Source organism: Streptomyces sp. NPDC029151 (assembly GCF_055564315.1).
The window spans coordinates 66,419-88,049 of sequence record NZ_JBVHWQ010000003.1 but is presented as its reverse complement, the minus strand read 5'-3'; the positions used below and the strand labels follow the sequence as shown (position 1 = coordinate 88,049).

The window sequence follows — 21,631 nt, the reverse complement described above, 5'->3', positions numbered from 1 at the left end:
CTCAAGCGGGTTCTACGCGCGCAGACTTGGGCGCCCGCCCCGCCTCTTCCCCACCCCCTCATGGAGGTTCGACGGATGCTTGGATCGAGGAGATCCCGCCACAGACGCACCACCGCCGCCCTGACCGGCCTCGGGCTGCTGCTCACCGGAGCCGCGCTCCAGGTCGGCACCGGCACCCCCGCCCAAGCGGCGACCACCCACCGCATCCTGTTCGACAACGCCCACGCCGAAACGGCCGGCAACGCCGACTGGATCATCTCCACCAGCCAGCCCGACCCCCTCGGCCAGGACTCCTCCCCGTCCGCCGAGACGGACTGGACCGGCGCCCTCTCCTCCTGGGGCGTCGCACTGCAGAAGACCGGGAACTACAGCCAGAAGACCCTGCCGTCGGGGTCGAGCCTGAGCTACGGCGGCACCTCCGCGACGGACCTGTCGAACTTCGACACGCTGGTTCTGCCCGAGCCCAACACGACGTTCTCGGCCGCGGAGAAGACCGCGATCATGAACTTCGTGAAGAACGGCGGCGGTCTTTTCATGATCTCCGACCACACCGGAGCCGACCGCAACAACGACGGCTACGACGCGGTCGAGATCTTCAACGACCTGATGACGAACAATAGCGTCGACTCCACCGACCCGTTCGGCTTCTCCATCGACTCGCTGAGCATCAGCTCGGACCACCCCGCCGCGATCAGCGACAGCACCGACCCCGTGCTGCACGGCTCCTTCGGCACCGTCAGCAAGAGCCTCATCGCCAGCGGTACGACCGCGACACTGAAGCCCGCCGACAACTCCGGCGTCAAGGGCCTGCTGTACCGCACGGGTTACTCGGGCAACACCGGCGCCTTCTTCGCCACCAGCACCTTCGGCAGCGGCCGGGTCGCCTTCTGGGGCGACAGCTCCCCGGTGGACGACGGCACCGGCCAGTCCGGCAACACCCTCTACGACGGCTGGAACGACTCCAGCGCCACCAACGCGGCCCTCGCCCTCAACGCCACCGAATGGCTGGCCGGCGCGAGCGGCGGCAGCGGAGGCGGGAGCGGCGGGGGCGGTGGTGGCACCTGCGCGGCCGGGCAGCTGCTGGCCGACCCCGGCTTCGAGTCCGGCTCCACCTCCTGGACCGCGTCCAGCGGCGTCATCACCAACGACTCCGGTGAGGCCGCCCGTACCGGCTCCTACAAGGCCTGGCTGAACGGCTACGGCTCGGCCCACACCGACACCCTGGCCCAGTCGGTGACCATCCCCGCCGGCTGCACGAGCGCCACCCTGAGCTTCTACCTCCACGTCGACACCGCCGAGACGACCACCTCGACGGCCTACGACACCTTGAAGGCACAGGTCCTCAACAGCAGCGGAACGGTGCTGTCCACGCTGGCGACCTACTCGAACCTGAACGCCGCGAGCGGCTACGTCCGGCGCAGCTTCAACCTCGCGAGCTACGCGGGCCAGACGGTGACGATCAAGTTCACCGGCACCGAGGGCTCCACCCTCCAGACGTCGTTCGTCGTCGACGACACCGCGCTCGACGTCGGCTGAACCGGCACGAACGAGGGGGTGGGCCGGTGCGGTCCACCCCCTCTTCCTCTTCCCGCTGTTTCCCGCTGCCGTGTCAGCCCGCCGGCACCGTCCGCTCGGGCGTGTTCCACCCGGACACCCGGACGCCCGGTGCCGAGCCGCGCAGGTCGGCCGTGCGGTAGGTGGCGGTCAGCGTCACCGACTCGCCCGGCCACAGGCTCACCTCGTTGTCCGACCAGTGCACCGGCAGCACCGGCCTGTCCTGCGCGTCCACGAGGTGGACGTCCGTCAGCAGCGCCGGCGTGGTCCCGTTCCCGTTGTGGCGCAGGGTCACCGTCGTGGTCGACGTGCCGTCCGACGCCCGGGTGGCCGCCGACGCCGAGACGGGCACCCGGGCCATCGAGGCGAGGCCCCGGAGGTCGGCGTACTGCGTCGTCGGCGTGTAGTACCAGGTGGTGCCGTTCCAGTCGAGGGTGTCGGCCCTGGTGGAGAGCCAGTACACGTTCCGGCTCACCTCCGTGCCGTCCGCGTCCGTCAGCACCAGCCGCAGCAGATACGTCCGCGCCAGTCCGTTCACCGAGGAGGGCAGGGTGAGCGGAGTGCCGTGCGCCCCGTCCCCGTCCACCGACACACCGTGGACGGTCTTGTCGTACATCCGGGTGCCGTCGGGGTTGAACAGCGTGGCCCGGGCGGTGAGGCCGGCGGCGGGGGTGTGCCGGTTGTTGACCACCACGACCGAGCGGTTGTCGTACGAGTACTGGACGTGCAGCGGCTCGTTCGCCTTCTTCGCGCCGAAGTAGGCGCCGTTCTGGTCGAGGTAGCGGTCGGTCAGCTGCCAGTGCAGGGACGTCCAGCCGCTGTTGAACATCCAGTGGATCACCCCGGTGGCGGGCCGGTCCGTGTCGGACGCGTTGCGCCCGTACGCCTCGAACTGGGCGCGGACGTTCTCGTATTGGGCGAGCTGGGCCTTGCGCACATAGTCGGTGAGGCTCGTGGGGGCGCCGTAGCGGCCGGTGAGGGCGTTGTCGTAGATCTTGAGCGTGCCGAAGACCGAGGACGGCGAGCGGTGGTACTGCCGGGCTTCCGGGTCCTTCCACAGGGTGTCGAGCTCGGCCGGCGTCATCATGCGGCGCAGGGTGTCGAGGGTGGGAATGCTCGGACCCGCGCTGGTCTCGGAGTTGAAGCCGGTGGCCCCGCCCTCGCGCTTGGCGTACCAGTAGCCGGGCGGCACCCAGTCGTAGGGCCCGGTCATCTTCATGCCGGAGGCGCCCAGCCGGGGTGCGGACGCCTCGGAGGCGGCGGGGACCACGGGGACGGGCCAGTCGGCCGCCCCGAGGGCGTCCAGGTAGCCCCGTTCGATCGTCGCGTCGGGGGCGGAGTCGCTGCCGATCAGGAAGGACAGCACGCTCGGATGACCGCGCAGGCGGGCGGCCTCGGCGGCCATGGACGCACGCGCCACGGCATGGTCGTCGTCGCTCCACTTCTCCCCGGAGCCGCTCGGGTTGACGTCGCCCTCCCACTTGTCGCAGCACTCCCAGCCCGGCAGGGTGAGCAGGCCGTGGCGGTCGGCCAGGTCGAAGAACTCGTCCGGTTCCAGGTGGCCTTCGAGCCGCAGGGTGTTCAGGCCGAGGTCGCGGGCGTACGCCAGCCGGTCCTCGGCGTAGGCGCGGTCCCAGCGCAGGAACTCGTCCGGGGACCAGCCGCCGCCCTTCACCAGCAGCGCGCGGCCGTTGATCCGGAAGCGGCGGGCGCCGTCGCGGTTCAGCGGGGCCTGGACGTCCCGGATGCCGAAGGTCTGGTGCGCGGTGTCCGACACGGTGCCGGCCACGGTCGCGGTGAGGTCCAGGCCGTACAGCGGCTGCCCGCCCATCCCGGCCGGCCACCACACCTTCGGCTCGGTGAGGTGCAGGCCGGGGACGTCGGCGGGGGAGAAGGCGACGGTCCTCGTCTCGTGCGCGGCGAGCGAGACGGTCGTGCGGAACTCCGTTCCGCCGACGCGGCCGCCGACCTCCGCCGTGACCGGGGCGTCCGTGTCGTTGCGGGCCCGGGCCTTCACGGTCAGGTCGGCGGTGGCGAGGGAGGGCACGGCCAGCTTCGTGACCACGTGCGCGTCGCGCAGGGCGACCGGGCCGCCCCGGCGGACCAGGACGTCCCGGACGAGGCCCATGTTCCGGTCGGGCGGCGGCTGGAGCCAGTCGAGCCAGCCCATCGTGAGGTGCTTGTCCGGGTCGTTGGGCCGCACCCGGAAGGCGACCGTGTTCGTGCCCCGCCGGACCAGCCGGCTGATGTCCAGTTCGTGGTGGGTGTAGGCGCCGGCGACCTGCGAGGCCGGCGCCACCTGACGGCCGTTGACGTAGACGTCGGCCGCCGAGACCACGCCGCTGAAGTCGAGGGCGGTGCGCGGGCCGGTGTCCTCGACCGTGAAGTCCGCGCGGTACCACCACGGGACCCGGAAGGCGGCCGGGTCGATCTTCCGCAGGTTCGTGGAGTGGAAGGGGTCGGCGTAGAGGCCGTCGGCCAGGAGTGCCGCGAGGACCGTCGAGCGCGGGCCCGCCGGGTACCAGCCGGTCGCCGGATAGCCCGGGGAGGAGACGGCGGTGGGGGAGTCGCTCACCTCGGCCGTGGACCGGATGGCGAAGCCGGAGAGCGGGGTGCTCGATCCAGCGGCGCCCGGGACCCGGGTGGGCTCGGCCGGTGCGGCTTCGGCCCTGGTGCCTCCGAGGCGTCCGTGCGGTGCGGCCGGGCGCCGGTCCCCGGCCCAGGCGCCGGAGGTGAGTCCACCGAGCAGTCCGAGGACCAGGGCTGCGGTGGTGTACCGGCGCGCGCGGGCGGGGCGAGGGAACACGGCGGTCTCCAGCCTCGTAAAGTTAGGAAACTTTACTAACGCGGGTCACGGTAGGGCGGGGGGCGGGGAGTGTCAACGCGCCTCGCCGGGGTGCCCCCCGCACGGGTCAGGTTCCGGCCGTGCGGCGGTCGAACACCAGGTCCCGGGCCGTGTCCAGGGCCGTGGCCACCGCGCCCAGCAGGACGGCGTCCTCGCCGAGCCGGCCGGGTGCGATCCGGGGGCGCAGCGGGGTCAGGGCGCGCAACCGCTCCCGTACGGGCCGCAGCAGCAGGTCGACGCTGTGACCGACCCCGCCGCCCAGTACCACGAGGTCCGGGTCGAGCACGGCGGCGGCCGCCGCCACGGTGTGCGCGATCCGCTCGCCCTCCAGCTCCACCGCCCGCACGGCGGCCGGATGCCCCTGCCGGGCCGCGTCGAAGACGGCTTTCGCGGTGAGCTGCCCGCGCATCCCCAGCTCCCGGGCCGACTCCACCACCGCCCCTCCCGACACCGCGTCCTCCAGCCGCTCCGGCTTCTGCCGGCCGTGCCACGGCAGGAACCCGATCTCCCCGGCCAGGCCGTGCGCACCCGTGAAGAGCCGCCCGTCGGCCACCACGCCCATCCCCAGGCCGGTGCCTATCAGGATGTACGCGAAGAGCCGGCTGCCCGCCCCGACGCCGTACGTGTACTCGCCGAGCGCGGCCAGATTGGCGTCGTTGTGCACCTCCAGCGGCACGCCCAGCTCCGCCCGGACGCGGTCCACGACCCCGGCCCGTCCCCACCCCGGCAGATGCATCGCGTACCGCACCCGCCGCTGCTTCTCGTCGTACACCCCGGGCGTGCCGACCACCCCGTGCACCACCTCCGCCGGGTCGACGCCCGAGGAGGCGATCACCTGGCGGGCGGTGGTCACGACCAGGCCGGTGAGGGCGGCGGAGGCGCGGGCCCGGTTGCGTACGTCGGCCCGGGCGACGACCGCGCCGTCCAGGTCGGCCACGGCCACCCGCAGCCAGCCCCGGCCGATGTCCACGCCGAGCGCGTACCCCGCGGCCGGGTCCGGGGCGTACAGCACGGCGGTTCGCCCGCGCTCCGGGGCCTGGGTGCCCACCTCGCGCACCAGGCGGGCCGCCGCCAGCGCGGCCAGCGCGCTGGAGACCGTCGGCTTCGACAGGCCGGTGTCGCGGGCCAGCTGGGCGCGGGACGCGGCGCCGGACGCGCGCAGCCGGTCCAGGAGCAACCGCTCGTTGTTGCTGCGCAGGCGACGGCGGCTCCAGGGCTGTTCCTGCTGCGCTTCGGCTTCGCTGGCGGGCATCGCACCATTCTCGGGCATGCGTGTCGCACACTTGACGCCGATAGTAAGGCTCCTTAACTTTATCGGCCTGTCCGCCCCCGCCGGTGCGTCGCGCCCGCCGCGTCAGGAGACCCCATGTCCGGTAGCCCGCCGCCCCCGGGTGGTTTCGTCCGCCGCGTCGGCCTGTTCCAGGCCACCGCGATCAACATGAGCCAGATGTGCGGCATCGGACCGTTCGTGACGATCCCGCTGATGGTGGCCGCGTTCGGCGGTCCCCAGGCGGTCGTCGGGTTCGTCGCCGGCGCGGTGCTGGCGCTGTGCGACGGACTGGTCTGGGCGGAGCTGGGCGCCTCGATGCCCGGTTCCGGCGGCAGTTACGTCTATCTGCGCCAGGCCTTCCGGTACCGCACCGGCCGGCTGATGCCGTTCCTGTTCGTCTGGACGGCGATGCTGTTCATCCCGCTGATCATGTCCACCGGCGTGGTCGGCTTCGTGCAGTACCTGGGGTACCTCGCGCCCGGCCTGGGGCGGACCGCCGGCGACCTGACCGGGCTCGGTGTCATCGCGCTCGTGGTGCTCCTGCTGTGGCGCGGCATCGAGCACATCGCCCGGATCACCGCCGTGATGTGGGCCGTGATGATCGCCTCCGTGCTGCTGGTGATCGCCGCCGCCGCCACCCACTTCAGCCCACATATGGCCTTCACCTATCCGGCAGGCGCCTTCGACGTGTTGAGCGGCCACTACTGGCCGGGCTTCGCCGCGGGTCTGACCATCGGCATCTACGACTACCTCGGCTACAACACGACCGCCTACATGGGTGCCGAGATCAAGGACCCCGGCCGTACGCTGCCGCGCTCCATCGTCTTCTCGATCCTCGGCATCATGGCGATCTACCTGCTGCTGCAGATCGGCACCCTCGGCGTCGTCGACTGGCGCCGGATGACCGACCCGCACGACATCGCCTCCTCCTCGGTGGCCTCGGCGGTGCTGGAGGAGACCTGGGGCAGGGGCGCGGCCGACGCGGTGACCGTGCTGATCCTGGTCACCGCGTTCGCCTCCGTCTTCGCCGGTCTGCTCGGCGGCTCCCGGGTGCCCTGCGACGCGGCCCGGGAGCGGGTCTTCTTCCGCCCGTACGCCAGGCTGCACCCGAAGCACCGGTTCCCGGTGTTCGGGCTCGCCACCATGGGCGCGATCACCGCCGTGGGGTTCCTGATCGGCCGCCACACCGACCTCGCGACCCTGATCCAGCTGCTCACCACGGTGATGGTCATCGTGCAGGCGCTGGCGCAGATCGTCGCGCTGACGGTGCTGCGCAGACGCCGGCCGGACCTGCCCCGCCCGTACCGGATGTGGCTGTATCCCCTGCCGAGCGTCGTCGCGTTCGCCGGCTGGTGCGTGATCTACGGATACGCCGACGAGAACTCCCCGGGCCGCCGTCCCGTGGAGTGGTCCCTGGCCTGGCTGGCCGCCGGCTGCGTGGCCTTCCTGGTGTGGGCGCGCCGGGAGAAGGTGTGGCCGTTCGGGCCGAAGGAGACCGGCGGCAGCGGCGACGACGTGGGCGAGGACCGCGACGCCCTTGGGGTGGGCTAGAGCCGCGGGTGCCGAAGCGGACTCCCGGCCGGACCGCGGTCCGCCGGGGACGCTGTCGAGCACGACCCGCGTAGTCACCGCGGACGTCGCCCCGCGGGCCCCCGGGGCCGGGCCGCCGTGGAACGGCTGTGGCTGGTGTTCCGCCACGACCCCTCCAGCCCGGGGGCGCCCTGCCCACCGCCGACGGCACCTGCCGCGGCGAGCGCGTGTGTCCGTCTTCACCGGGCCCGGCTGGGCGCCGTACCGCCGGACCCTCCGGCGAGTGCCTGGCCTTCCTGTCCGGGATGGAGGCCCGGAGCGTGTGCAGACAGCTTCTTTTGTGGTGCGCGCGGCCCGGCGCCGCATCGGGTTCCGGGCCGCGCGCGAGGTGCTCACCGCCGTCCCGGCCCTGGACCGATCGGCTTCCGGCAGGACGCCCCGGCCGCGTGCGCTTCAGGCCGGGCATCGCGCGGGAGCCGGCCGGTGACGCCTGGGCCCGGGAGCCGCGGCCGGTGCCGAACCGGCCGGAGGGGCCGCCGGACGTGTGGTTCTCCCTCACGGTGCCGGGTGCCGCTCCCGCTGGACGGGCCCGCGGCGAGGACGCGGGCGCACAGCGAGGCCGGTCCGCCCGGGCGAACCGGCCTCGCCGTGTCTCCCTTCCTTCTCTCGATCTCCTCTTCTACGGCTCTACGGCTCTACGGCTCTACGGCTCTTCTACGGCCTGGGGGTGCTCTTCGCCGCCGTACCGGCGCACACCAGTCCGAGGACGAGGGCCAGGGCCCCGATGACGATGTTGTTGACCACGACGCCCGCGTCCGGGCGGGTGCCGACGATCCACGGGGCGATGATCATCCAGACGCCCATGGCACACATGGCCCAGCTCAGGCCGTACATCCGCTCGGGTGCCCGGCTGAACCCCAGTGCCAGCAGACCGATCGCCACGCCCAGGATCAGGTTGTGGGTCATGAGGGCGGGCTGGCTCGCCGTGTAGTGCACGATCCACGGGGAGGCAGCGCAGTAGAGGCCGAGCAGGAAGACCGGCCCGTCCACGAGGGCCACATCGCGACCGCCGAGCATGCGGGCGTAGCGTTCCCGCATTTCGGAGACATCGGGGTGGCTCGCTATGTCACCTCTGTGCAAGTTGGCCATGAGTCGTCTCCTTTGACTGTGCAGGCCAGACCGCTTCTGGTGCAGTGTGCGTGCGGTAAGCGCCGCATAGTCCAGTTTGCTCTTATTTCTTCCTTATGTGTAGCGGTGGCGGTGGGCCGGGGCGGAAGCGCCGCAGTCGGGGGAGAAGGTGACATGCTCCCGCAGATCGGGGGCAAGTGGGTCGGTACAACACGTACATTCCGTCCGGGTCAGCGACGCAGGAGGTGGCCGCCGTCATGAGTGAGAGGGTGCTGGAGCGATTTCCCGCCGGGGCTCCGCGTGGTTCATGGCCCGCAGAGGAGTACGCGGCCGCCCGACGTGCCGAGGGCGAGCACGCGACCGTGGTCATGGACCTGACGTCGGATGCCTTCCTCGTCGTGGTCGAGGGGCAGGAGGAGGGCGGCGGCGCCTGAGGGCCGCCCCCTGTCTCCGTGAGATCGGGGCCACTGAGGCAGGACCGGCCGGGATCTCCCTGACCGGTCTCGCGGGTGAGCGGAGCCGGGTGAGCCCGGCCGGCCCCTGGCACGCTTCACGTCCGGCCGGCCCTGGCGCGCTGCGCGTCCGGGCCGCGCACGGCACCGAACGGCTCGGGGGTGCACGACACAGGGCGGGTCGGCGGCGCAGGGGATCGAGCGGATGCGGCTGCGCACGGCACCGGGCGGTTGCGGCGTGCGGCCGGCCCTCCGTCGCCGACCGGCCCGCCGGAACGGCTCCGGAGCGCGGCGACCGCTCTGTCGCGGCCGCCCCCCCGTGGGGACGCCACGCAGGACGGTATGCGCGGCGGCGCCCGGCCGCCCCCCGCCGTGGCCCACCGCCCGCCGCGCCGACGCTCGACGGCGACGGTCAGCGGTTCTCTCGCGGGGTCTCTCGCGGGGTCTCCCGCGGCGAGGTGACCAGGGCCCGCAGATGCGCCTCGCGGGACTCGGCCGTCTGGCCCTGGACCAAGAGGAACAAGCCTTCCCGGGCGAGACGCTGGGCCCGGCTCGTCAGCGCCATGGAACGGCCACCGCCCGCCACCACCGCCGCCGTGGTGGCCGCCCGTAGTAGCTCGTACGCCTCCGCCCGCACCGCCAGCCGCTCCCCGGCCCGCACCTCGGGCGCCGGAAGGTCGGCCAGGGCGTAGGCCCGGTCGCGGACGTCGGCGAGGCGGGAGCGCAGCGGGGCGGCCGTGCCGTCGTCCAGAAGGGACAGGGCGGCCTCGGCCACGCCGAAGACCGCCGGGCTGGTGTGCAGCGTCCTGATCCGGTCCCCGGCGGCCCACCGCGTGTACGGAGTGTGCAGTGCCACCGCCTCCGCGGGCAGCCACAGACCGTCCAGCTCCAGCGACACCGTGCGTGCGGCGGTGAGGGCCGCCAGCCGCATCGGCGCCGACGCCCGCAGCCCCGGCTGCTCGCGGGCCTCGGCGAACGCGAAGAGCACCTCGTCGGAGTCGGTCACCCCGGCCAGCAGCATCACGTCGTTCAGCCCCCACCCGGTGTACCAGGGGACGGCCCCGTCGAACCGCCATCCCGCACCCTGCCGGCTGACCCGCACCGGACGGCGCGGATACGACCGCAGGTGCGCGTAGGCCACCCCGGACAGCAGCTCGCCGCGGGAGAGCGGCCCGAGCAGCCGCTCGCGGGCGGGAAGCCCGCTCCGGGCCAGGGTCTGCACCGGGGTGTGGTGCTGGGTCTGCACGAACCAGGTCGCGCAGCACGCCCCGGAGAGGATCTCCGCCGTCTCGCGCAGCACGGCGGGCGGTGCCCCCGCCCCGCCGTGTTCCGCGGGCGCGGCCACCCCGAGCAGCCCCGACCGCTTCACCGCCTGGATGTGACCGGCGGGCACGCCCTCCTGGTCGACCCGCTCGGCCTCGGGCGCGAGCAGGCCCGCGGCGAGGCGGCGGGCGCGGACGACGAGCGGGTGCGGGGTGAGGTCCATGCGGACGATTCTTCCGGGCGGTTCGCGGCAACCCGGACCGGGCGGCAATGGAGGCGCCCCCGGTCGAGTGACCCTCGTCACGCCCCGGCGTCTCCGGAATGAACTTGAGGACATGAAAGGTTGGCATTTGCATCTGACCTACCAGCACGCCCGGGCCGGACCGCCCGGGCACCCCAGCGAGGCACCCGTGAACCACACCCTGCCCGAGCGGCCCGCCGACCTCGTGGCCCGGCTGCGCGCCACCTTCGCCACCGGCCGCACCAAGCCCGTCGAGTGGCGCACCGGCCAGCTGCGCCGGCTGCGCGCACTGCTCACGGAACGCGGCGCCGACCTCGCCGCCGCCCTCCACGCCGACCTCGGCAAGAGCGGCACCGAGGCCTATCGCACCGAGATCGACTTCACCGTCCGCGAGATCGACCACACCCTGGAACACCTGGCGGACTGGCTGCGCCCCGAGCCCGCACCCGTCCCGGCGCACCTCGGTGCCGACGCCACGGCCTGGACGCAGTACGACCCCCTGGGCGTCGTCCTCGTCATCGCCCCCTGGAACTACCCGGCGCAGCTGCTGCTCGCCCCCCTGGTCGGCGCGCTGGCCTCGGGCAACGCGGTCGTCGCCAAGCCGAGCGAACTGGCCCCCGCCACCTCGGCCGCGCTGGCCGAGCTGATCCCGGCCTACCTGGACACCGACGCCGTCGCCGTCGTCGAGGGCGGCGTCCCGGAGACCACGGCCCTGCTCGCCGAGCGCTTCGACCACATCTTCTACACCGGCAACGGCACCGTCGGCCGTGTCGTCATGCGGGCCGCCGCCGAGCACCTCACCCCGGTCACCCTCGAACTGGGCGGCAAGTCCCCGGTGTTCGTGGACCGCGGCACCGACCTGGACGTGGTCGCGGACCGGCTGGCCCGGGGCAAGTTCCTCAACGCCGGCCAGACCTGTGTCGCCCCCGACTACGTCCTGACCGACCCGGAGACCGCGCCCGCCCTGGAAGCCGCGCTGGTCCGTGCCGTCGAGGGCCTGTTCGGCAGCGACCCGGCCCGCTCGCCGGAGTACGGGCGGATCGTCAACGAGCGGCACTTCGACCGGCTCTCCGCCCTGCTCGGCTCGGGCCGGGTCGCCGTCGGCGGCACCGGCGACCGGACGGCCCGGTACCTCGCACCCACCGTGCTCGCGGATGTCGACCCGGCCTCGCCCGTCATGCAGGAGGAGATCTTCGGGCCGATCCTGCCGATCGTCACCGTGCCCGGCCTCGACGAGGCGATCGGTTTCATCAACGAGCGCGACAAGCCACTCGCGCTGTACGTCTTCAGCGAGTCCGACGAGACCCGTGCGCGCATCGCCGCCGAGACCTCCTCGGGCGGCCTCGGCCACGGCCTGCCCCTCGCCCATCTCACCGTCTCGGACCTGCCGTTCGGCGGCGTGGGGGAGAGCGGCATGGGCAACTACCACGGCCGCTACTCCATCGAGACGTTCAGCCACCGCAAGGCCGTCCTGGCGAAGCCGCTGAGCTGACCCTCCGCCACCACCCCCCTGGGGCCCTGCCGGCACCACCTTGAGTCCGGCCGGCACCACCCTCGGGCCCGGCCGCCGACGCGGCCGGGCCCGACTCGTGTGCGCGGCCCGGCCTGTGGGTGCGGGGCGGCAACCGGTTGCCGGGCAGCGGGAGTCGGCCCGCGCGCCCCTGCGTCGGATTGACTGATCTTCATCCTTGACTGGTACAGACCAAAGCGGTTGAGTGGGGCCGACCCCCCACCCGGCCGTACCCGCCCCGTGCGCGAGCGGCCGTGCCGCGCAAAGGAGTTGGTCCGTGCCGAAGCGCCGTATCGCCGCTCTCCTGACCTCACTCGCCCTGGGCGCCTCCGCCCTGGCGCTGCAGGCCGCCCCCACGGCCTCCGCCGCAGGCTTCGTGGTCAGCGAGTCGCAGTTCAACCAGATGTTCCCGAACCGGAAATCCTTCTACACCTACAGCGGGCTGACCGCCGCCCTCGGCGCCTACCCCGGCTTCGCGAACACCGGCAGCGACACCGTGAGGAAGCAGGAGGCCGCCGCCTTCCTCGCCAACGTCAGCCACGAGACCGGCGGACTGGTGTACGTGGTCGAGCAGAACACCGCCAACTACCCGCACTACTGCGACTGGAGCCGCCCGTACGGCTGCCCGGCGGGACAGGCGGCGTACTACGGGCGCGGCCCCATCCAGCTGTCCTGGAACTTCAACTACAAGACCGCCGGAGACGCACTCGGCATCGACCTGCTCAACAACCCCGGCCTGGTCCAGAACAACGCGTCCGTCGCCTGGAAGACCGGCCTGTGGTACTGGAACACCCAGACCGGGCCCGGCACGATGACCCCCCACAACGCCATGGTGAACGGCGCCGGCTTCGGCCAGACCGTGCGCAGCATCAACGGCTCCCTCGAATGCGACGGCAAGAACCCCGCGCAGGTGCAGAGCCGCGTCTCCGCCTACCAGCGTTTCGCCCAGATTCTCGGCGTCTCGCCCGGCGCCAACCTGTACTGCTGATCCGCCCGGGAGCCGGCCGTCTGCGAGACTCCGCGGATGACCGCAGAAACGATCACCGCAGCCGCCTCCGGCACCTGGCACCTCGGCGACCTGCCCGTCCACCGCGTCGGCCTCGGCGCGATGCGGCTGACGGGCAGCGCCGCCTTCCACAACGGCACCCCGAGCGACCGGGAACGCTCACTCGCCGTCCTGCGCAAGGCCGTGGAACTGGGCATCAACCACATCGACACGGCGGCCTTCTACTTCTCCTCGCTGCGCAGCGCGAACGAACTCATCAACACCGCGCTGTCCCCGTACCGCGACGACCTGGTCATCGCCGCCAAGGTCGGCCCCTTCCGCGACTACCACGGCGAGTGGGGCGCCTCCGCCCGGCCCGGCGAACTGCGCGGGCACGTCGAGGAGAACCTGCGCCAGCTCGGCCGCGACCATCTCGACCTCGTCTACCTGCGCCGGATGAGCCAGGACTCGATCGCCGAACACTTCGGCGCCCTCGCCGAGTTGCGCGAGGCGGGCCTGATCCGGCACCTCGGGATCTCCGGGGTCGAACCCCGGCACCTCGCCGAGGCCCTGGAGATCGCGCCGGTGGTGAGTGTGCAGAACCGGTACGCCGTGGACCGCCCCGACCCGGTCGGCGACGAGGTCCTGCGGCTGTGCGGCGCACACGGCATCGCCTTCGTCCCCTTCTACTCCGTGGCCGGAGCGGCCGGGGAACACGGCGCGACCACCGCTCACGACGAGGCCGTGCTCTCCGCCGCCCGGGCCCACGGCGTCAGCCCCGCCCAGGTCCGCATCGCCTGGACGCTGCACCAGGGCCCGCACGTCCTCGCCATTCCGGGCACCGGCGACCCCGGCCACCTGGAGGAGAACGTCGCCGCGGGCGGGCTGCGGCTCACGGAGGAGGAGCGGGCGCGGCTCGGCGCGGCCCGCAACGGGGTGAGCTGACGCCGACGGCCGGACGGGGGCCGTACATGCCCCGGTGCGCACCGTCGTGTGGCGGTGGGGCGGTGTGACCGGGTCCGTGCGCGTCGCGGTGCGTACCGTCGTGTGGCGGTGGGGCGGTGGGGCGGTGGGGCGGTGGGGCCGTGTGGCGGTGGGGCCGTGTGGCGGCCTGGCCGGGGGCTGCGCACGTCCCGCCCCGTGGCCGTACGACCGCGGGGCGGCCCCGGCTGGCTACCATCGGGTGGACGGAGACGGGTCCGGACCGCCGGGCCAGGACGGGGTGAGGAACCTTCCCATGAGCGACGCCAAGGACGAACGCAGGCCGGCCGGCGAACTCGAAGCGAGCGTCATGGCCGTGCTCTGGGCCGCCGACGCGCCCCGGACGCCCGGCCAGGTCCAGCAGAGCCTCGGCGTGGACCTCGCCCGTACGACGGTGACGACGATCCTCACCCGGCTGCACGAGAAGGGGGTCGTGATCCGGCGGCGCCAGGGCCGCGGCTACGCCTACTCTCCCGCGCGGGACGTCCAGGACGCCCACGGTCTCACCGCCCGCCGGATGCACAGCGAACTGGACCGCGACAGCGACCGCGAGACGGTACTCGCCCGCTTCGTCGCCCAGCTCAGCCCGGACGACGAACGCGTGCTGCGGGACCTGCTGGAATCCGACGGCCGATGACCGTGATGACCGTACTGCTGCTGCTCCTGCTTCCGCTGCTGCTGCCGTGCGCCCTGCCGGCCCTGGCCCGCCGGGCCCTGGGCCGGCTGGACCCGGTCGTCGCGCTGTGGTCCGTCACCGGCTGCGCGGTGCTCCTCGCCGGCTGCTCGCTCGCCGCGCTCGGCGGGTTCGTCCTGATCGGCATGCTCGAACTGCCCGTCTTCGCCGCGCTCGGCGAACTGGTGCACCCCCTGCGCACCGCCTCCGACCTCTACGTCGTCCCGGCCGCCGTCGCCTCGACCGGCGCCCTGGCCGTCACCGGCTGGACCCTGGTCCGCTCGGCGCTGCGGCAGAGCCGCGCCTTCCGGGCGGCCCGGGCCGAGGCCGCGCGCGGGTCCGGCGCCGGTGACCTGTGCGTCGTGGACTCGCCGGACCCCGACGCCTACGCCCTCCCGGGCCGCCCGCACCGGGTCGTCGTCACCACCGCCATGCTGCGCAGCCTGGACGGCCGCGAGCGGGAGGTGCTGCTCGCGCACGAGCGGGCGCACAACGCGGGCGGCCACCACGTCGCGCTCGCCGCCGCCGAACTCGCGGCCCACTGCCATCCCGCGCTGCGCCGGGTCCGGTCCACGGTACGGCTCGCCGCCGAGCGCGCCGCCGACGAGGCCGCCGCGGCCACGGTCGGCGACCGGCGCCTGACGGCCCGCGCCATCGCCCGCGCCGCCCTCGCCGGCCCCACCGCGCGCCACGGCCTCCTCCCCGGCGCGGCCACCGGGCCCGTCCCGCACCGTGTCCAAGCCCTGCTGGCCGCCCCACGGGCCCCCCGGGCACGCGCGGCCCGCACCGTCGCCATGCTCCTCGCCGCCTGCACGGCCCTGTCCTGCGCGGCCTCGGCCACCGCAACGGCCGACGTCCACCACCGCGTGGAGGTCGCCCAGGGCGAGGAGGCCCCCTGAGAAGCGGGCGCGGAGGCCCTTGAGCACAGGGGGAGCGAGGCACCCCGAGAGGAGTACCTCGCCGACCGCCGCGTGCGGCCTTGGATGCCGTAGAGGCCCGACGTGAGGCCGTGCCCGGGTGCGCACGCCTCAGAGCCCGGTCGTGAGGCCGTGCCTGGCTACAGATGCGGTAGAGCTCGGCAGCCGTAGAGCTCCGTCGGTAAGGCGGTGCCCGGATGCGGCGCCATAGAGCTCCGTCGGTAAGGCCGTGCCCGGACGCGTGAGCGGGTGGAGCCCCGGCGGCCGTGCCCTGCGTAGACGGGATGCCGTGGGGCACCGCCGGCGAGGTCAGGCCCGGCCGCGGACGCCGGGAAGGCCCGCCTAGGGCCTCCCGCGCCCGCGGACACGACCGCTCTTCGTCGGGCGAGGCCTGCCACCCGTCCCCACGCCCTCCCCGCCCCCTCGCGGCACCGCCTCCGTGACGCGCGTAGAACCAGACTGGCGCCCGGAAGGTTTTACGTATAACCTCACCGGCTAACCCGTCCCACCGGAAGGTCGTCATGCGCCGCGTCGCCCTGGTCACCCTCGTCGTGCACGACTACGACGAGGCCATCCGCTTCTACACCGAGGCCCTCGGGTTCCGTCTCGCCGAGGACGCCCCCCGTCCCGACGGCTCGCGCTGGGTCGTGGTCGAGCCCGGCGGTGACGGCACCGGCACCGGACTGCTCCTGGCCCGGGCCAAGGACGAGGACCAGCGGGCCCGCGTCGGCGACCAGACCGGCGGACGCGTCGGCTTCTTCCTGCACACCGACGACTTCGCCCGCGACCACGCCCGGATGACCGCCGCCGGCGTGACCTTCCTGGAGGAGCCGCGTCACGAGCCGTACGGCACGGTCGCCGTCTTCCAGGACCCGTACGGCAACCGCTGGGACCTGCTCCAGCCCGCCGGCCACTGATCCACCCCGTACCACCTGCCCGAGGACTTGAGGAAACGAAACGCCCATGACCGCGTCCCGCATCGACACCGAGACCCTCCGCCGGCTCCCCAAGGCTGTCCTGCACGACCACCTCGACGGCGGCCTGCGCCCCGCCACCGTCGTCGAACTCGCGGACGCGGTCGGCCACACCCTGCCCACCACCGACCCGGACGAGCTGGCCGCCTGGTACTTCGAGGCCGCCAACTCCGGCGACCTGGTCCGCTACATCGCCACGTTCGAGCACACCCTCGCCGTCATGCAGACCCGCGAGGGCCTGCTGCGCACCGCCGAGGAGTACGTCCTCGACCTCGCCGCCGACGGAGTGGTCTACGCCGAGGTCCGCTACGCCCCCGAGCTGAACACCAACGGCGGGCTGGCGATGAGCGAGGTCGTGGAGACCGTTCAGGAGGGCCTCGCGGCCGGCATGGCCAAGGCGGCCGCCGCCGGCACCCCCGTCCGCGTCGGCACCCTGCTGTGCGGCATGCGGATGTTCGACCGCGTCCGCGAGGCCGCCGACCTGGCGGTGGCCTACCGTGACGCCGGTGTCGTCGGCTTCGACATCGCCGGTGCCGAGGACGGCTTCCCGCCCGCCGACCACCTGGCCGCCTTCGAGCACCTGCGCCGCGAGAACGTGCCCTTCACCATCCACGCCGGTGAGGCCCACGGCCTGCCCAGCATCCACCAGGCCCTCCAGGTGTGCGGTGCCCAGCGCATCGGCCACGGTGTGCGCCTCACCGAGGACATCCCGGACCTCGCGGCCGGCAAGCTCGGCCGCCTCGCCTCCTGGGTCCGCGACCGCCGTATCGCCCTGGAGATGTGCCCCACCTCCAACCTCCAGACCGGCTGCGCCACCTCCATCGCCGAGCACCCCATCACCGCCCTGAAGGACCTCGGTTTCCGGGTCACCCTCAACACCGACAACCGTCTGGTCTCGGGGACGACGATGACCCGGGAGATGTCCCTGCTGGTCGAGGAGGCCGGCTGGACGGTCGAGGACCTGCGCACGGTGACCGTGAACGCCCTCAAGAGCGCGTTCATCCCGTTCGACGAGCGCAAGGCCCTCATCGAGGACGTGGTCCTGCCGGGGTACGCCGGCGCCCTCTAGACGAGACCCCTGAGGTAGGCGGCCTGTCCGACGTGCTGGAGGTCGTCGGACAGGACGCTCACCAGGCGGACGCCGAGCGACACAGGGGGGTCCCAGCGTTCGTCCACGACGCGTTCGAGATCCTTGGCGGCCAGCGTCCGCAGGGCGCCGAGGGTCTGCTCGTGGACGGCGTCGTAGTACCCGGTCAGCAGGTCGGCCGACGCCACCCGCACCTTCGCGACCTTCGCCGGGGTGTGGCCGTACCCCGTGTCGTGCCGGGGCAGGTCGAGGCCGAACCGCTTTTCCCAGTCCTGGGAGAGCCACACCTGGTCGAGATCGAACGCGTCCGCGACATGGTCGTCCTGCACGCGCGTCAGGTGCCAGACCAGCCAGGCGATGGAGTTGGCCTCGGGCGACGGGCGGTGGTGCAGCTGGTCCGGGCCGAGGCCGTCGAGGGCGGCGTGGACTTCTTCCTGGATGCGGCCGTAGCCGTCGATGAGGATGTCCTTTGCATGCATACCGTCCACCATCCCAAACCGGCGCCGCTGACGCGTCCCGTCGGCAGGATCCCGACGGGAGCCGGCCCTCGTCACGCGGTCAGCGCTCCCGTTTCGAGCAGCGTCACCAGCGCTCGCGCGGCCGGGCTCGTGGCCCGCTCCGGTGGCAGCAGGGCGACGGTCTCGTACTCCGCCTCGCCCACGCCCTTCAGCGGGAGGGCCGCGAGCGCCGGCCGCTTGTGCCGGAAGTGTTGGGGTACGACGGCGATCCCCAGGTTCTCGTCCACCAGGTCCAGCAGGCTGTGCACGTCGTTGACCTCCAGCGCGACCGTGCGCCGGACGCCGGCCCCGGTGAACGCGGCGTCGGTGGTGCGGCGCGGGCCCCAGTCGGGGTGGAAGTCCACGAAGACCTCCCCGGCGAGGTCGTCCGGGCCCAGCACGGCCGGGGCGGCGGCCAGGCGGTGGCTCGGATGGCACAGCACGGTCATCGGCTCGCTGGTCAGCGACACGGAGCGCAGCTGGTCGGTGTCCGCCTGGGTGCGGTAGGCGAACGCCAGGTCGAGCCGACCGGCGGCGACCTCCTCCGCCAGCGCGCCCGAACCGGCCTGCCGCAGCCGGATCTCCACGTCCGGGTGCCGGCCTCGGAAGGCCGCCAGCAGCCGGGCCACCTGCACCCCGGCGATGCACTGCTCGGTGCCGAGGGCCAGCGTGCCCCGCAGCACGCCCTGCACCGCCGCCACCGCCTCGTGCGCCGAGCGCACCTGCGCCAGGATCCGCTCGGCCTCCACCAGCAGCGCCCGCCCCGCCTCGGTGAGCGTCACCCTCCGCGTGGTCCGCACGAACAGCGGCGCCCGCAGCTCCCGCTCCAGCGCGCGGATGGACGCCGACAGGCCCGACTGGGACACCATCAGCCGTTCGGCGGCCCGGGTGAAGTGCTGGTCCTCGGCGACCGCGACGAAGTGCTGGAGATGGCGCAGTTCCATGATTGAGAAGCCTAACCGCTGAATCCCATCGGATTCTTCTGTTGGACCGCTGCCCTCCGCCCGGGAAAGAGTGGCACCGGTAGATCGTGTGCCAACCCCTCTGGAGTCGCGTTGTACACCGCACACCCCGACCGCTACGCCGGGATGCCCTACCGGCGCACCGGACGCAGCGGACTGAAGCTCCCCGCCCTGTCGCTCGGCCTGTGGCACAACTTCGGTCCGGACCGGCCCGTCGAGACCCAGCGGGCCATCCTGCGCCGCGCGTTCGACCTGGGCATCACCCACTTCGACCTCGCGAACAACTACGGCCCGCCGCCCGGCGCCGCCGAGTCCGCCCTCGGCGAGGCGCTGAAGGCGGACTTCGCCGGTTACCGCGACGAGCTGGTGATCTCCACCAAGGCCGGCTACCTGATGTGGCCCGGCCCGTACGGCGAGTGGGGCTCGCGCAAGTACGTGCTGTCCTCCCTCGACCAGAGCCTGAAGCGGCTGGGCCTGGAGTACGTCGACGTCTTCTACTCGCACCGCTTCGACCCGGACACTCCCCTGGAGGAGACGATGGGCGCCCTGCACTCGGCGGTGCGGCAGGGCAAGGCCCTCTACGTCGGCGTCTCCAACTATTCCGCCGAGCAGACCCGCGAGGCCGCCCGCATCCTCGGTGAGCTGGGCACCCCGCTCCTCATCCACCAGCCGCGCTACTCGATGCTCGACCGGCGCCCCGAGGACGAGGGCCTGCTCGACACCCTGGACGCGCTCCAGGTCGGCTCCATCGCGTACTCCCCGCTGGAGCAGGGCCTGCTCACCGGCCGCTACCTCGACGGCATCCCGGAGGACTCCCGGGCCGCGAGCGACAGCCCGTTCCTGAACTCGGACGCGGTCACCGAGGACCTCGTCGGCCGGCTGCGCGCGCTCGACGAGATCGCGAAGTCCCGCGGCCAGACGCTGGCCCAGCTCGCCCTGGCCTGGGTGCTGCGCGGTGGCCGGGTGACCTCCGCCCTGGTCGGCGCGAGCAGCGCGCGGCAGATCGAGGACAGCGTCGCGGCCGTCCGCAACCTGGACTTCGACACCGAGGAACTGGCACGCATCGACGCGATCGTCCGGCCGTAGCACCGGACGGACGGCCGTAGCACCGGAGGGACGGCCGTAGCACCGGACGGACGGCCCGGGGGAGGCCGCGCCCGTCCGGTGCCGCGCCCGGCTGGTGCCGTGACGGTTCGGTGCCGCGCCCGGCTGGTGCCGTAACGGTGCGGTGCCGCGCCCGGCCGGTGCCGTGACGGTTCGGTGTCGTACCCGCCTGGCGCCGGCACCGTCCGGTACCACGCCCGTCCAGTGCCGCAGCCGTCCGGCGTTGCGGCCGTCCGGTGCCGGGCCCGTGCGGTGCCGCAGCCGTCCGGCGCTGGGCCCGTGCGGTGCCGCAGCCGTCCGGCGTTGCAGTCGTCCGGTGCCGGGCCCGTGCGGTGCCGCAGCCGTCCGGCGTTGCAGTCGTCCGGTGCTGTGGCCGTCCGCTGCCCGGACCGTCCGGGGCGCGTTCCGGGTGGTGCCGTCAGGCGCCGGCCGGTACCCGGTCGAGGAATCCCAGGACCTGCCGGATGCGGCCCTCGGCGTCCAGGGTGATTACGTCGAACCCGGCCACCGGCGCGGACCCGTCGACCTCGTTCACCAGCTCCCAGCCGAAGCGCGCGGTGTCGTGGTGGCCGTCGACCGCGCCGAGCGGGCGGAACACGAAGCCCGGGAACTGCTCGTGGGCCGCCGCGATGACGGCCGCGATCTGCTCGTGGCCGCGGACGTCCGCGAGGGGGTCGGTGTAGCCGCCGTCCGGGGCCCACGCGGCCGCGACGGCCTTCGCGACGGCCTCCGGTCCGGAGGCGTTCCAGGCCTCGAAGTAACGGGCGGCGGCGTTCTCGTGACGGTCGGTGCGCACGTCCATGGCGAAGCTCCTCCATCGAGGTCGTCTCTGCTGGTCAGGACCCGGGTCGGGGTTCCGTCGACCCGGTGTCACCACCATGCGGGAGAAGCGGCGGCCGGGTCGATTACCTCGAAGGTCATGCACGGGCGCAGCGCGGACGCCTCATTCCGGCCAGAACCGGCGCGGAATATGCCAAGAGACTGGCCGGAAAGTCATGGTGACAGTGATTCAGTAGTGAACATACTCGACTGTACGGACTTCACTTCACGCGAGGTTCTGATCACGCACCGCACATGATCCGCGTCGAAGGCGAGGCCGTCCCGCAGGCGAAGGACGCGACGGGGGAGCGCGCATGCACGACGAATTCCTGTGCCATGTCACCGCGTACGGCGTCTGCGGCGGACAGCGCATCGGAGTGCCGCTCGGGACCTACCGCGCCCCCACCCTGGCCCTCGCCCTGTGGTGGCTGCGCGATCGCGCCAACTGGATCGCCGACCGCCTCGACCCCCGGCCCGAGGCCGGGCACTTCCCGGCCGGCTCGCTCGTGCCGGTCGCCGACACCGTGCCGGACGTGTCCTTCGTGCTGCGTGCCTGGTGCGGCGACCCGGTCCAGCAGGAAAGCGTCGCCGACCAGCTGGCCGGGGGCCGGCTGGTGCGGATAGCGACCGGCGACGAGACCACCGAGTACGAGCTCCTCGCGGAGTCCGTCGACGCGCTGCGGATGCAGCGGACGGTGCCAGGTCTCGTCGTACCGGTCGCCTGAGCGACCGCCCCCTCCGGCCCTCCCCCCCGTCCCCGCCCGCTCTTGCCTCTCGTCCGCCTTCCCGCTCCGCCCTCTCGTCTCCCGGGCGGGGCGCGTATCTGGACGAATCGATAG

At 73.1% G+C, this 21,631-nt stretch carries 19 protein-coding genes; 12 read left to right on the top strand and 7 right to left on the bottom strand.

All coding sequences use genetic code 11. From position 1 onward, the window contains the following. The first annotated feature begins 75 nt into the window (after positions 1 to 75). Complete coding sequence (locus tag ACZ4VF_RS13345) at positions 76 to 1,536, top strand: hydrolase (protein WP_467925779.1); 1,461 nt, start codon at positions 76 to 78, stop codon at positions 1,534 to 1,536. A 73-nt stretch (positions 1,537 to 1,609) separates the two neighbouring features. Here ACZ4VF_RS13345 and ACZ4VF_RS13340 read toward each other — a convergent pair whose 3' ends face one another. Beyond that, positions 1,610 to 4,360 (bottom strand): glycoside hydrolase family 2 protein, encoded by a 2,751-nt coding sequence (locus ACZ4VF_RS13340; protein ID WP_467925777.1) that lies wholly within the window; start codon positions 4,358 to 4,360, stop codon positions 1,610 to 1,612. Between the two features lie 106 nt (positions 4,361 to 4,466). Beyond that, the gene (locus ACZ4VF_RS13335; RefSeq protein ID WP_467925776.1) at positions 4,467 to 5,651 is read right to left on the bottom strand and encodes an ROK family protein; all 1,185 of its coding nucleotides are present in this window, start codon (positions 5,649 to 5,651) and stop codon (positions 4,467 to 4,469) included. 114 nt (positions 5,652 to 5,765) lie between these two features. Between ACZ4VF_RS13335 and ACZ4VF_RS13330 the strand changes: the two genes are divergently transcribed. Beyond that, positions 5,766 to 7,220: an APC family permease gene (locus tag ACZ4VF_RS13330; protein ID WP_467925774.1), complete on the top strand. Its 1,455-nt coding sequence runs from the start codon at positions 5,766 to 5,768 to the stop codon at positions 7,218 to 7,220. A gap of 693 nt (positions 7,221 to 7,913) precedes the next feature. Here the strand turns inward: ACZ4VF_RS13330 and ACZ4VF_RS13325 are convergent. Then, complete coding sequence (locus ACZ4VF_RS13325) at positions 7,914 to 8,348, bottom strand: SPW repeat protein (protein WP_467925773.1); 435 nt, start codon at positions 8,346 to 8,348, stop codon at positions 7,914 to 7,916. A gap of 236 nt (positions 8,349 to 8,584) precedes the next feature. Between ACZ4VF_RS13325 and ACZ4VF_RS13320 the strand changes: the two genes are divergently transcribed. Next, positions 8,585 to 8,761, top strand: a complete 177-nt coding sequence (locus ACZ4VF_RS13320; protein ID WP_467925772.1) for a hypothetical protein — start codon at positions 8,585 to 8,587, stop codon at positions 8,759 to 8,761. Between the two features lie 430 nt (positions 8,762 to 9,191). Here ACZ4VF_RS13320 and ACZ4VF_RS13315 read toward each other — a convergent pair whose 3' ends face one another. Further along, the gene (locus tag ACZ4VF_RS13315) at positions 9,192 to 10,265 is read right to left on the bottom strand and encodes an acyl-CoA dehydrogenase family protein (RefSeq protein ID WP_467925771.1); all 1,074 of its coding nucleotides are present in this window, start codon (positions 10,263 to 10,265) and stop codon (positions 9,192 to 9,194) included. 187 nt (positions 10,266 to 10,452) lie between these two features. On the opposite strand from ACZ4VF_RS13315, the gene ACZ4VF_RS13310 reads away from it, so the two are divergent. The 7 genes from ACZ4VF_RS13310 (at position 10,453) to ACZ4VF_RS13280 (ending at position 17,392) form a co-directional block, all read left to right on the top strand. Then, a complete protein-coding gene (locus ACZ4VF_RS13310) occupies positions 10,453 to 11,775 on the top strand; it encodes an aldehyde dehydrogenase family protein (RefSeq protein ID WP_467926557.1) in 1,323 nt (440 codons plus the stop codon). Between the two features lie 337 nt (positions 11,776 to 12,112). Further along, entirely contained in the window at positions 12,113 to 12,781 is a 669-nt protein-coding gene (locus ACZ4VF_RS13305; protein WP_467926556.1) for a chitinase, read from the top strand. A 36-nt stretch (positions 12,782 to 12,817) separates the two neighbouring features. Then, positions 12,818 to 13,723, top strand: coding sequence for an aldo/keto reductase (locus tag ACZ4VF_RS13300; RefSeq protein ID WP_467925769.1), 906 nt, complete (start codon positions 12,818 to 12,820; stop codon positions 13,721 to 13,723). 292 nt (positions 13,724 to 14,015) lie between these two features. Continuing rightward, on the top strand, positions 14,016 to 14,396 hold the full coding sequence (locus ACZ4VF_RS13295) for a BlaI/MecI/CopY family transcriptional regulator (protein WP_467925768.1): 381 nt from the start codon (positions 14,016 to 14,018) through the stop codon (positions 14,394 to 14,396). Positions 14,397 to 14,401: 5 nt separating this feature from the next. Beyond that, a complete protein-coding gene (locus ACZ4VF_RS13290) occupies positions 14,402 to 15,331 on the top strand; it encodes a M48 family metalloprotease (protein WP_467926555.1) in 930 nt (309 codons plus the stop codon). Positions 15,332 to 15,870: 539 nt separating this feature from the next. Next, positions 15,871 to 16,266 carry a VOC family protein gene (locus ACZ4VF_RS13285; protein ID WP_467925766.1) on the top strand — a complete coding sequence of 132 codons (396 nt, stop codon included), beginning with the start codon at positions 15,871 to 15,873 and terminating at the stop codon, positions 16,264 to 16,266. A gap of 46 nt (positions 16,267 to 16,312) precedes the next feature. Continuing rightward, positions 16,313 to 17,392, top strand: coding sequence for an adenosine deaminase (locus tag ACZ4VF_RS13280; protein ID WP_467925764.1), 1,080 nt, complete (start codon positions 16,313 to 16,315; stop codon positions 17,390 to 17,392). On the opposite strand, the gene ACZ4VF_RS13275 is transcribed toward ACZ4VF_RS13280, so the two are convergent. Together ACZ4VF_RS13275 and ACZ4VF_RS13270 are read right to left on the bottom strand one after the other, a co-directional pair. Continuing rightward, entirely contained in the window at positions 17,389 to 17,889 is a 501-nt protein-coding gene (locus ACZ4VF_RS13275; RefSeq protein ID WP_467925763.1) for a mycothiol transferase, read from the bottom strand. The two genes, ACZ4VF_RS13280 and ACZ4VF_RS13275, sit on opposite strands and share 4 nt — an antisense overlap. A gap of 71 nt (positions 17,890 to 17,960) precedes the next feature. Continuing rightward, positions 17,961 to 18,851 (bottom strand): LysR family transcriptional regulator, encoded by an 891-nt coding sequence (locus tag ACZ4VF_RS13270; protein ID WP_467925760.1) that lies wholly within the window; start codon positions 18,849 to 18,851, stop codon positions 17,961 to 17,963. Positions 18,852 to 18,962: 111 nt separating this feature from the next. On the opposite strand from ACZ4VF_RS13270, the gene mgrA reads away from it, so the two are divergent. Further along, on the top strand, positions 18,963 to 19,955 hold the full coding sequence (gene mgrA, locus ACZ4VF_RS13265) for an L-glyceraldehyde 3-phosphate reductase (protein WP_467925758.1): 993 nt from the start codon (positions 18,963 to 18,965) through the stop codon (positions 19,953 to 19,955). Between the two features lie 436 nt (positions 19,956 to 20,391). Here the strand turns inward: mgrA and ACZ4VF_RS13260 are convergent, their stop codons facing one another. Continuing rightward, entirely contained in the window at positions 20,392 to 20,775 is a 384-nt protein-coding gene (locus tag ACZ4VF_RS13260; protein WP_467925757.1) for a nuclear transport factor 2 family protein, read from the bottom strand. 331 nt (positions 20,776 to 21,106) lie between these two features. On the opposite strand from ACZ4VF_RS13260, the gene ACZ4VF_RS13255 reads away from it, so the two are divergent. Beyond that, on the top strand, positions 21,107 to 21,517 hold the full coding sequence (locus ACZ4VF_RS13255; protein WP_467925755.1) for a hypothetical protein: 411 nt from the start codon (positions 21,107 to 21,109) through the stop codon (positions 21,515 to 21,517). Positions 21,518 to 21,631: the final 114 nt, after the last annotated feature.

Bases quoted from the DNA above. Each gene is read 5' to 3' on its own strand.
- ACZ4VF_RS13280 (WP_467925764.1), top strand. From the start codon at position 16,313: ATGACCGCGTCCCGCATCGACACCGAGACCCTCCGCCGGCTCCCCAAG.
- ACZ4VF_RS13285 (WP_467925766.1), top strand. From the start codon at position 15,871: ATGCGCCGCGTCGCCCTGGTCACCCTCGTCGTGCACGACTACGACGAG.
- ACZ4VF_RS13260 (WP_467925757.1), bottom strand. From the start codon at position 20,775: ATGGACGTGCGCACCGACCGTCACGAGAACGCCGCCGCCCGTTACTTC.
- ACZ4VF_RS13295 (WP_467925768.1), top strand. From the start codon at position 14,016: ATGAGCGACGCCAAGGACGAACGCAGGCCGGCCGGCGAACTCGAAGCG.
- ACZ4VF_RS13320 (WP_467925772.1), top strand. From the start codon at position 8,585: ATGAGTGAGAGGGTGCTGGAGCGATTTCCCGCCGGGGCTCCGCGTGGT.
- ACZ4VF_RS13335 (WP_467925776.1), bottom strand. From the start codon at position 5,651: ATGCCCGCCAGCGAAGCCGAAGCGCAGCAGGAACAGCCCTGGAGCCGC.
- ACZ4VF_RS13270 (WP_467925760.1), bottom strand. From the start codon at position 18,851: ATGGAACTGCGCCATCTCCAGCACTTCGTCGCGGTCGCCGAGGACCAG.
- ACZ4VF_RS13300 (WP_467925769.1), top strand. From the start codon at position 12,818: ATGACCGCAGAAACGATCACCGCAGCCGCCTCCGGCACCTGGCACCTC.
- ACZ4VF_RS13345 (WP_467925779.1), top strand. From the start codon at position 76: ATGCTTGGATCGAGGAGATCCCGCCACAGACGCACCACCGCCGCCCTG.
- ACZ4VF_RS13275 (WP_467925763.1), bottom strand. From the start codon at position 17,889: ATGCATGCAAAGGACATCCTCATCGACGGCTACGGCCGCATCCAGGAA.
- ACZ4VF_RS13325 (WP_467925773.1), bottom strand. From the start codon at position 8,348: ATGGCCAACTTGCACAGAGGTGACATAGCGAGCCACCCCGATGTCTCC.
- ACZ4VF_RS13315 (WP_467925771.1), bottom strand. From the start codon at position 10,265: ATGGACCTCACCCCGCACCCGCTCGTCGTCCGCGCCCGCCGCCTCGCC.
- ACZ4VF_RS13330 (WP_467925774.1), top strand. From the start codon at position 5,766: ATGTCCGGTAGCCCGCCGCCCCCGGGTGGTTTCGTCCGCCGCGTCGGC.
- ACZ4VF_RS13255 (WP_467925755.1), top strand. From the start codon at position 21,107: ATGCACGACGAATTCCTGTGCCATGTCACCGCGTACGGCGTCTGCGGC.
- ACZ4VF_RS13290 (WP_467926555.1), top strand. From the start codon at position 14,402: ATGACCGTACTGCTGCTGCTCCTGCTTCCGCTGCTGCTGCCGTGCGCC.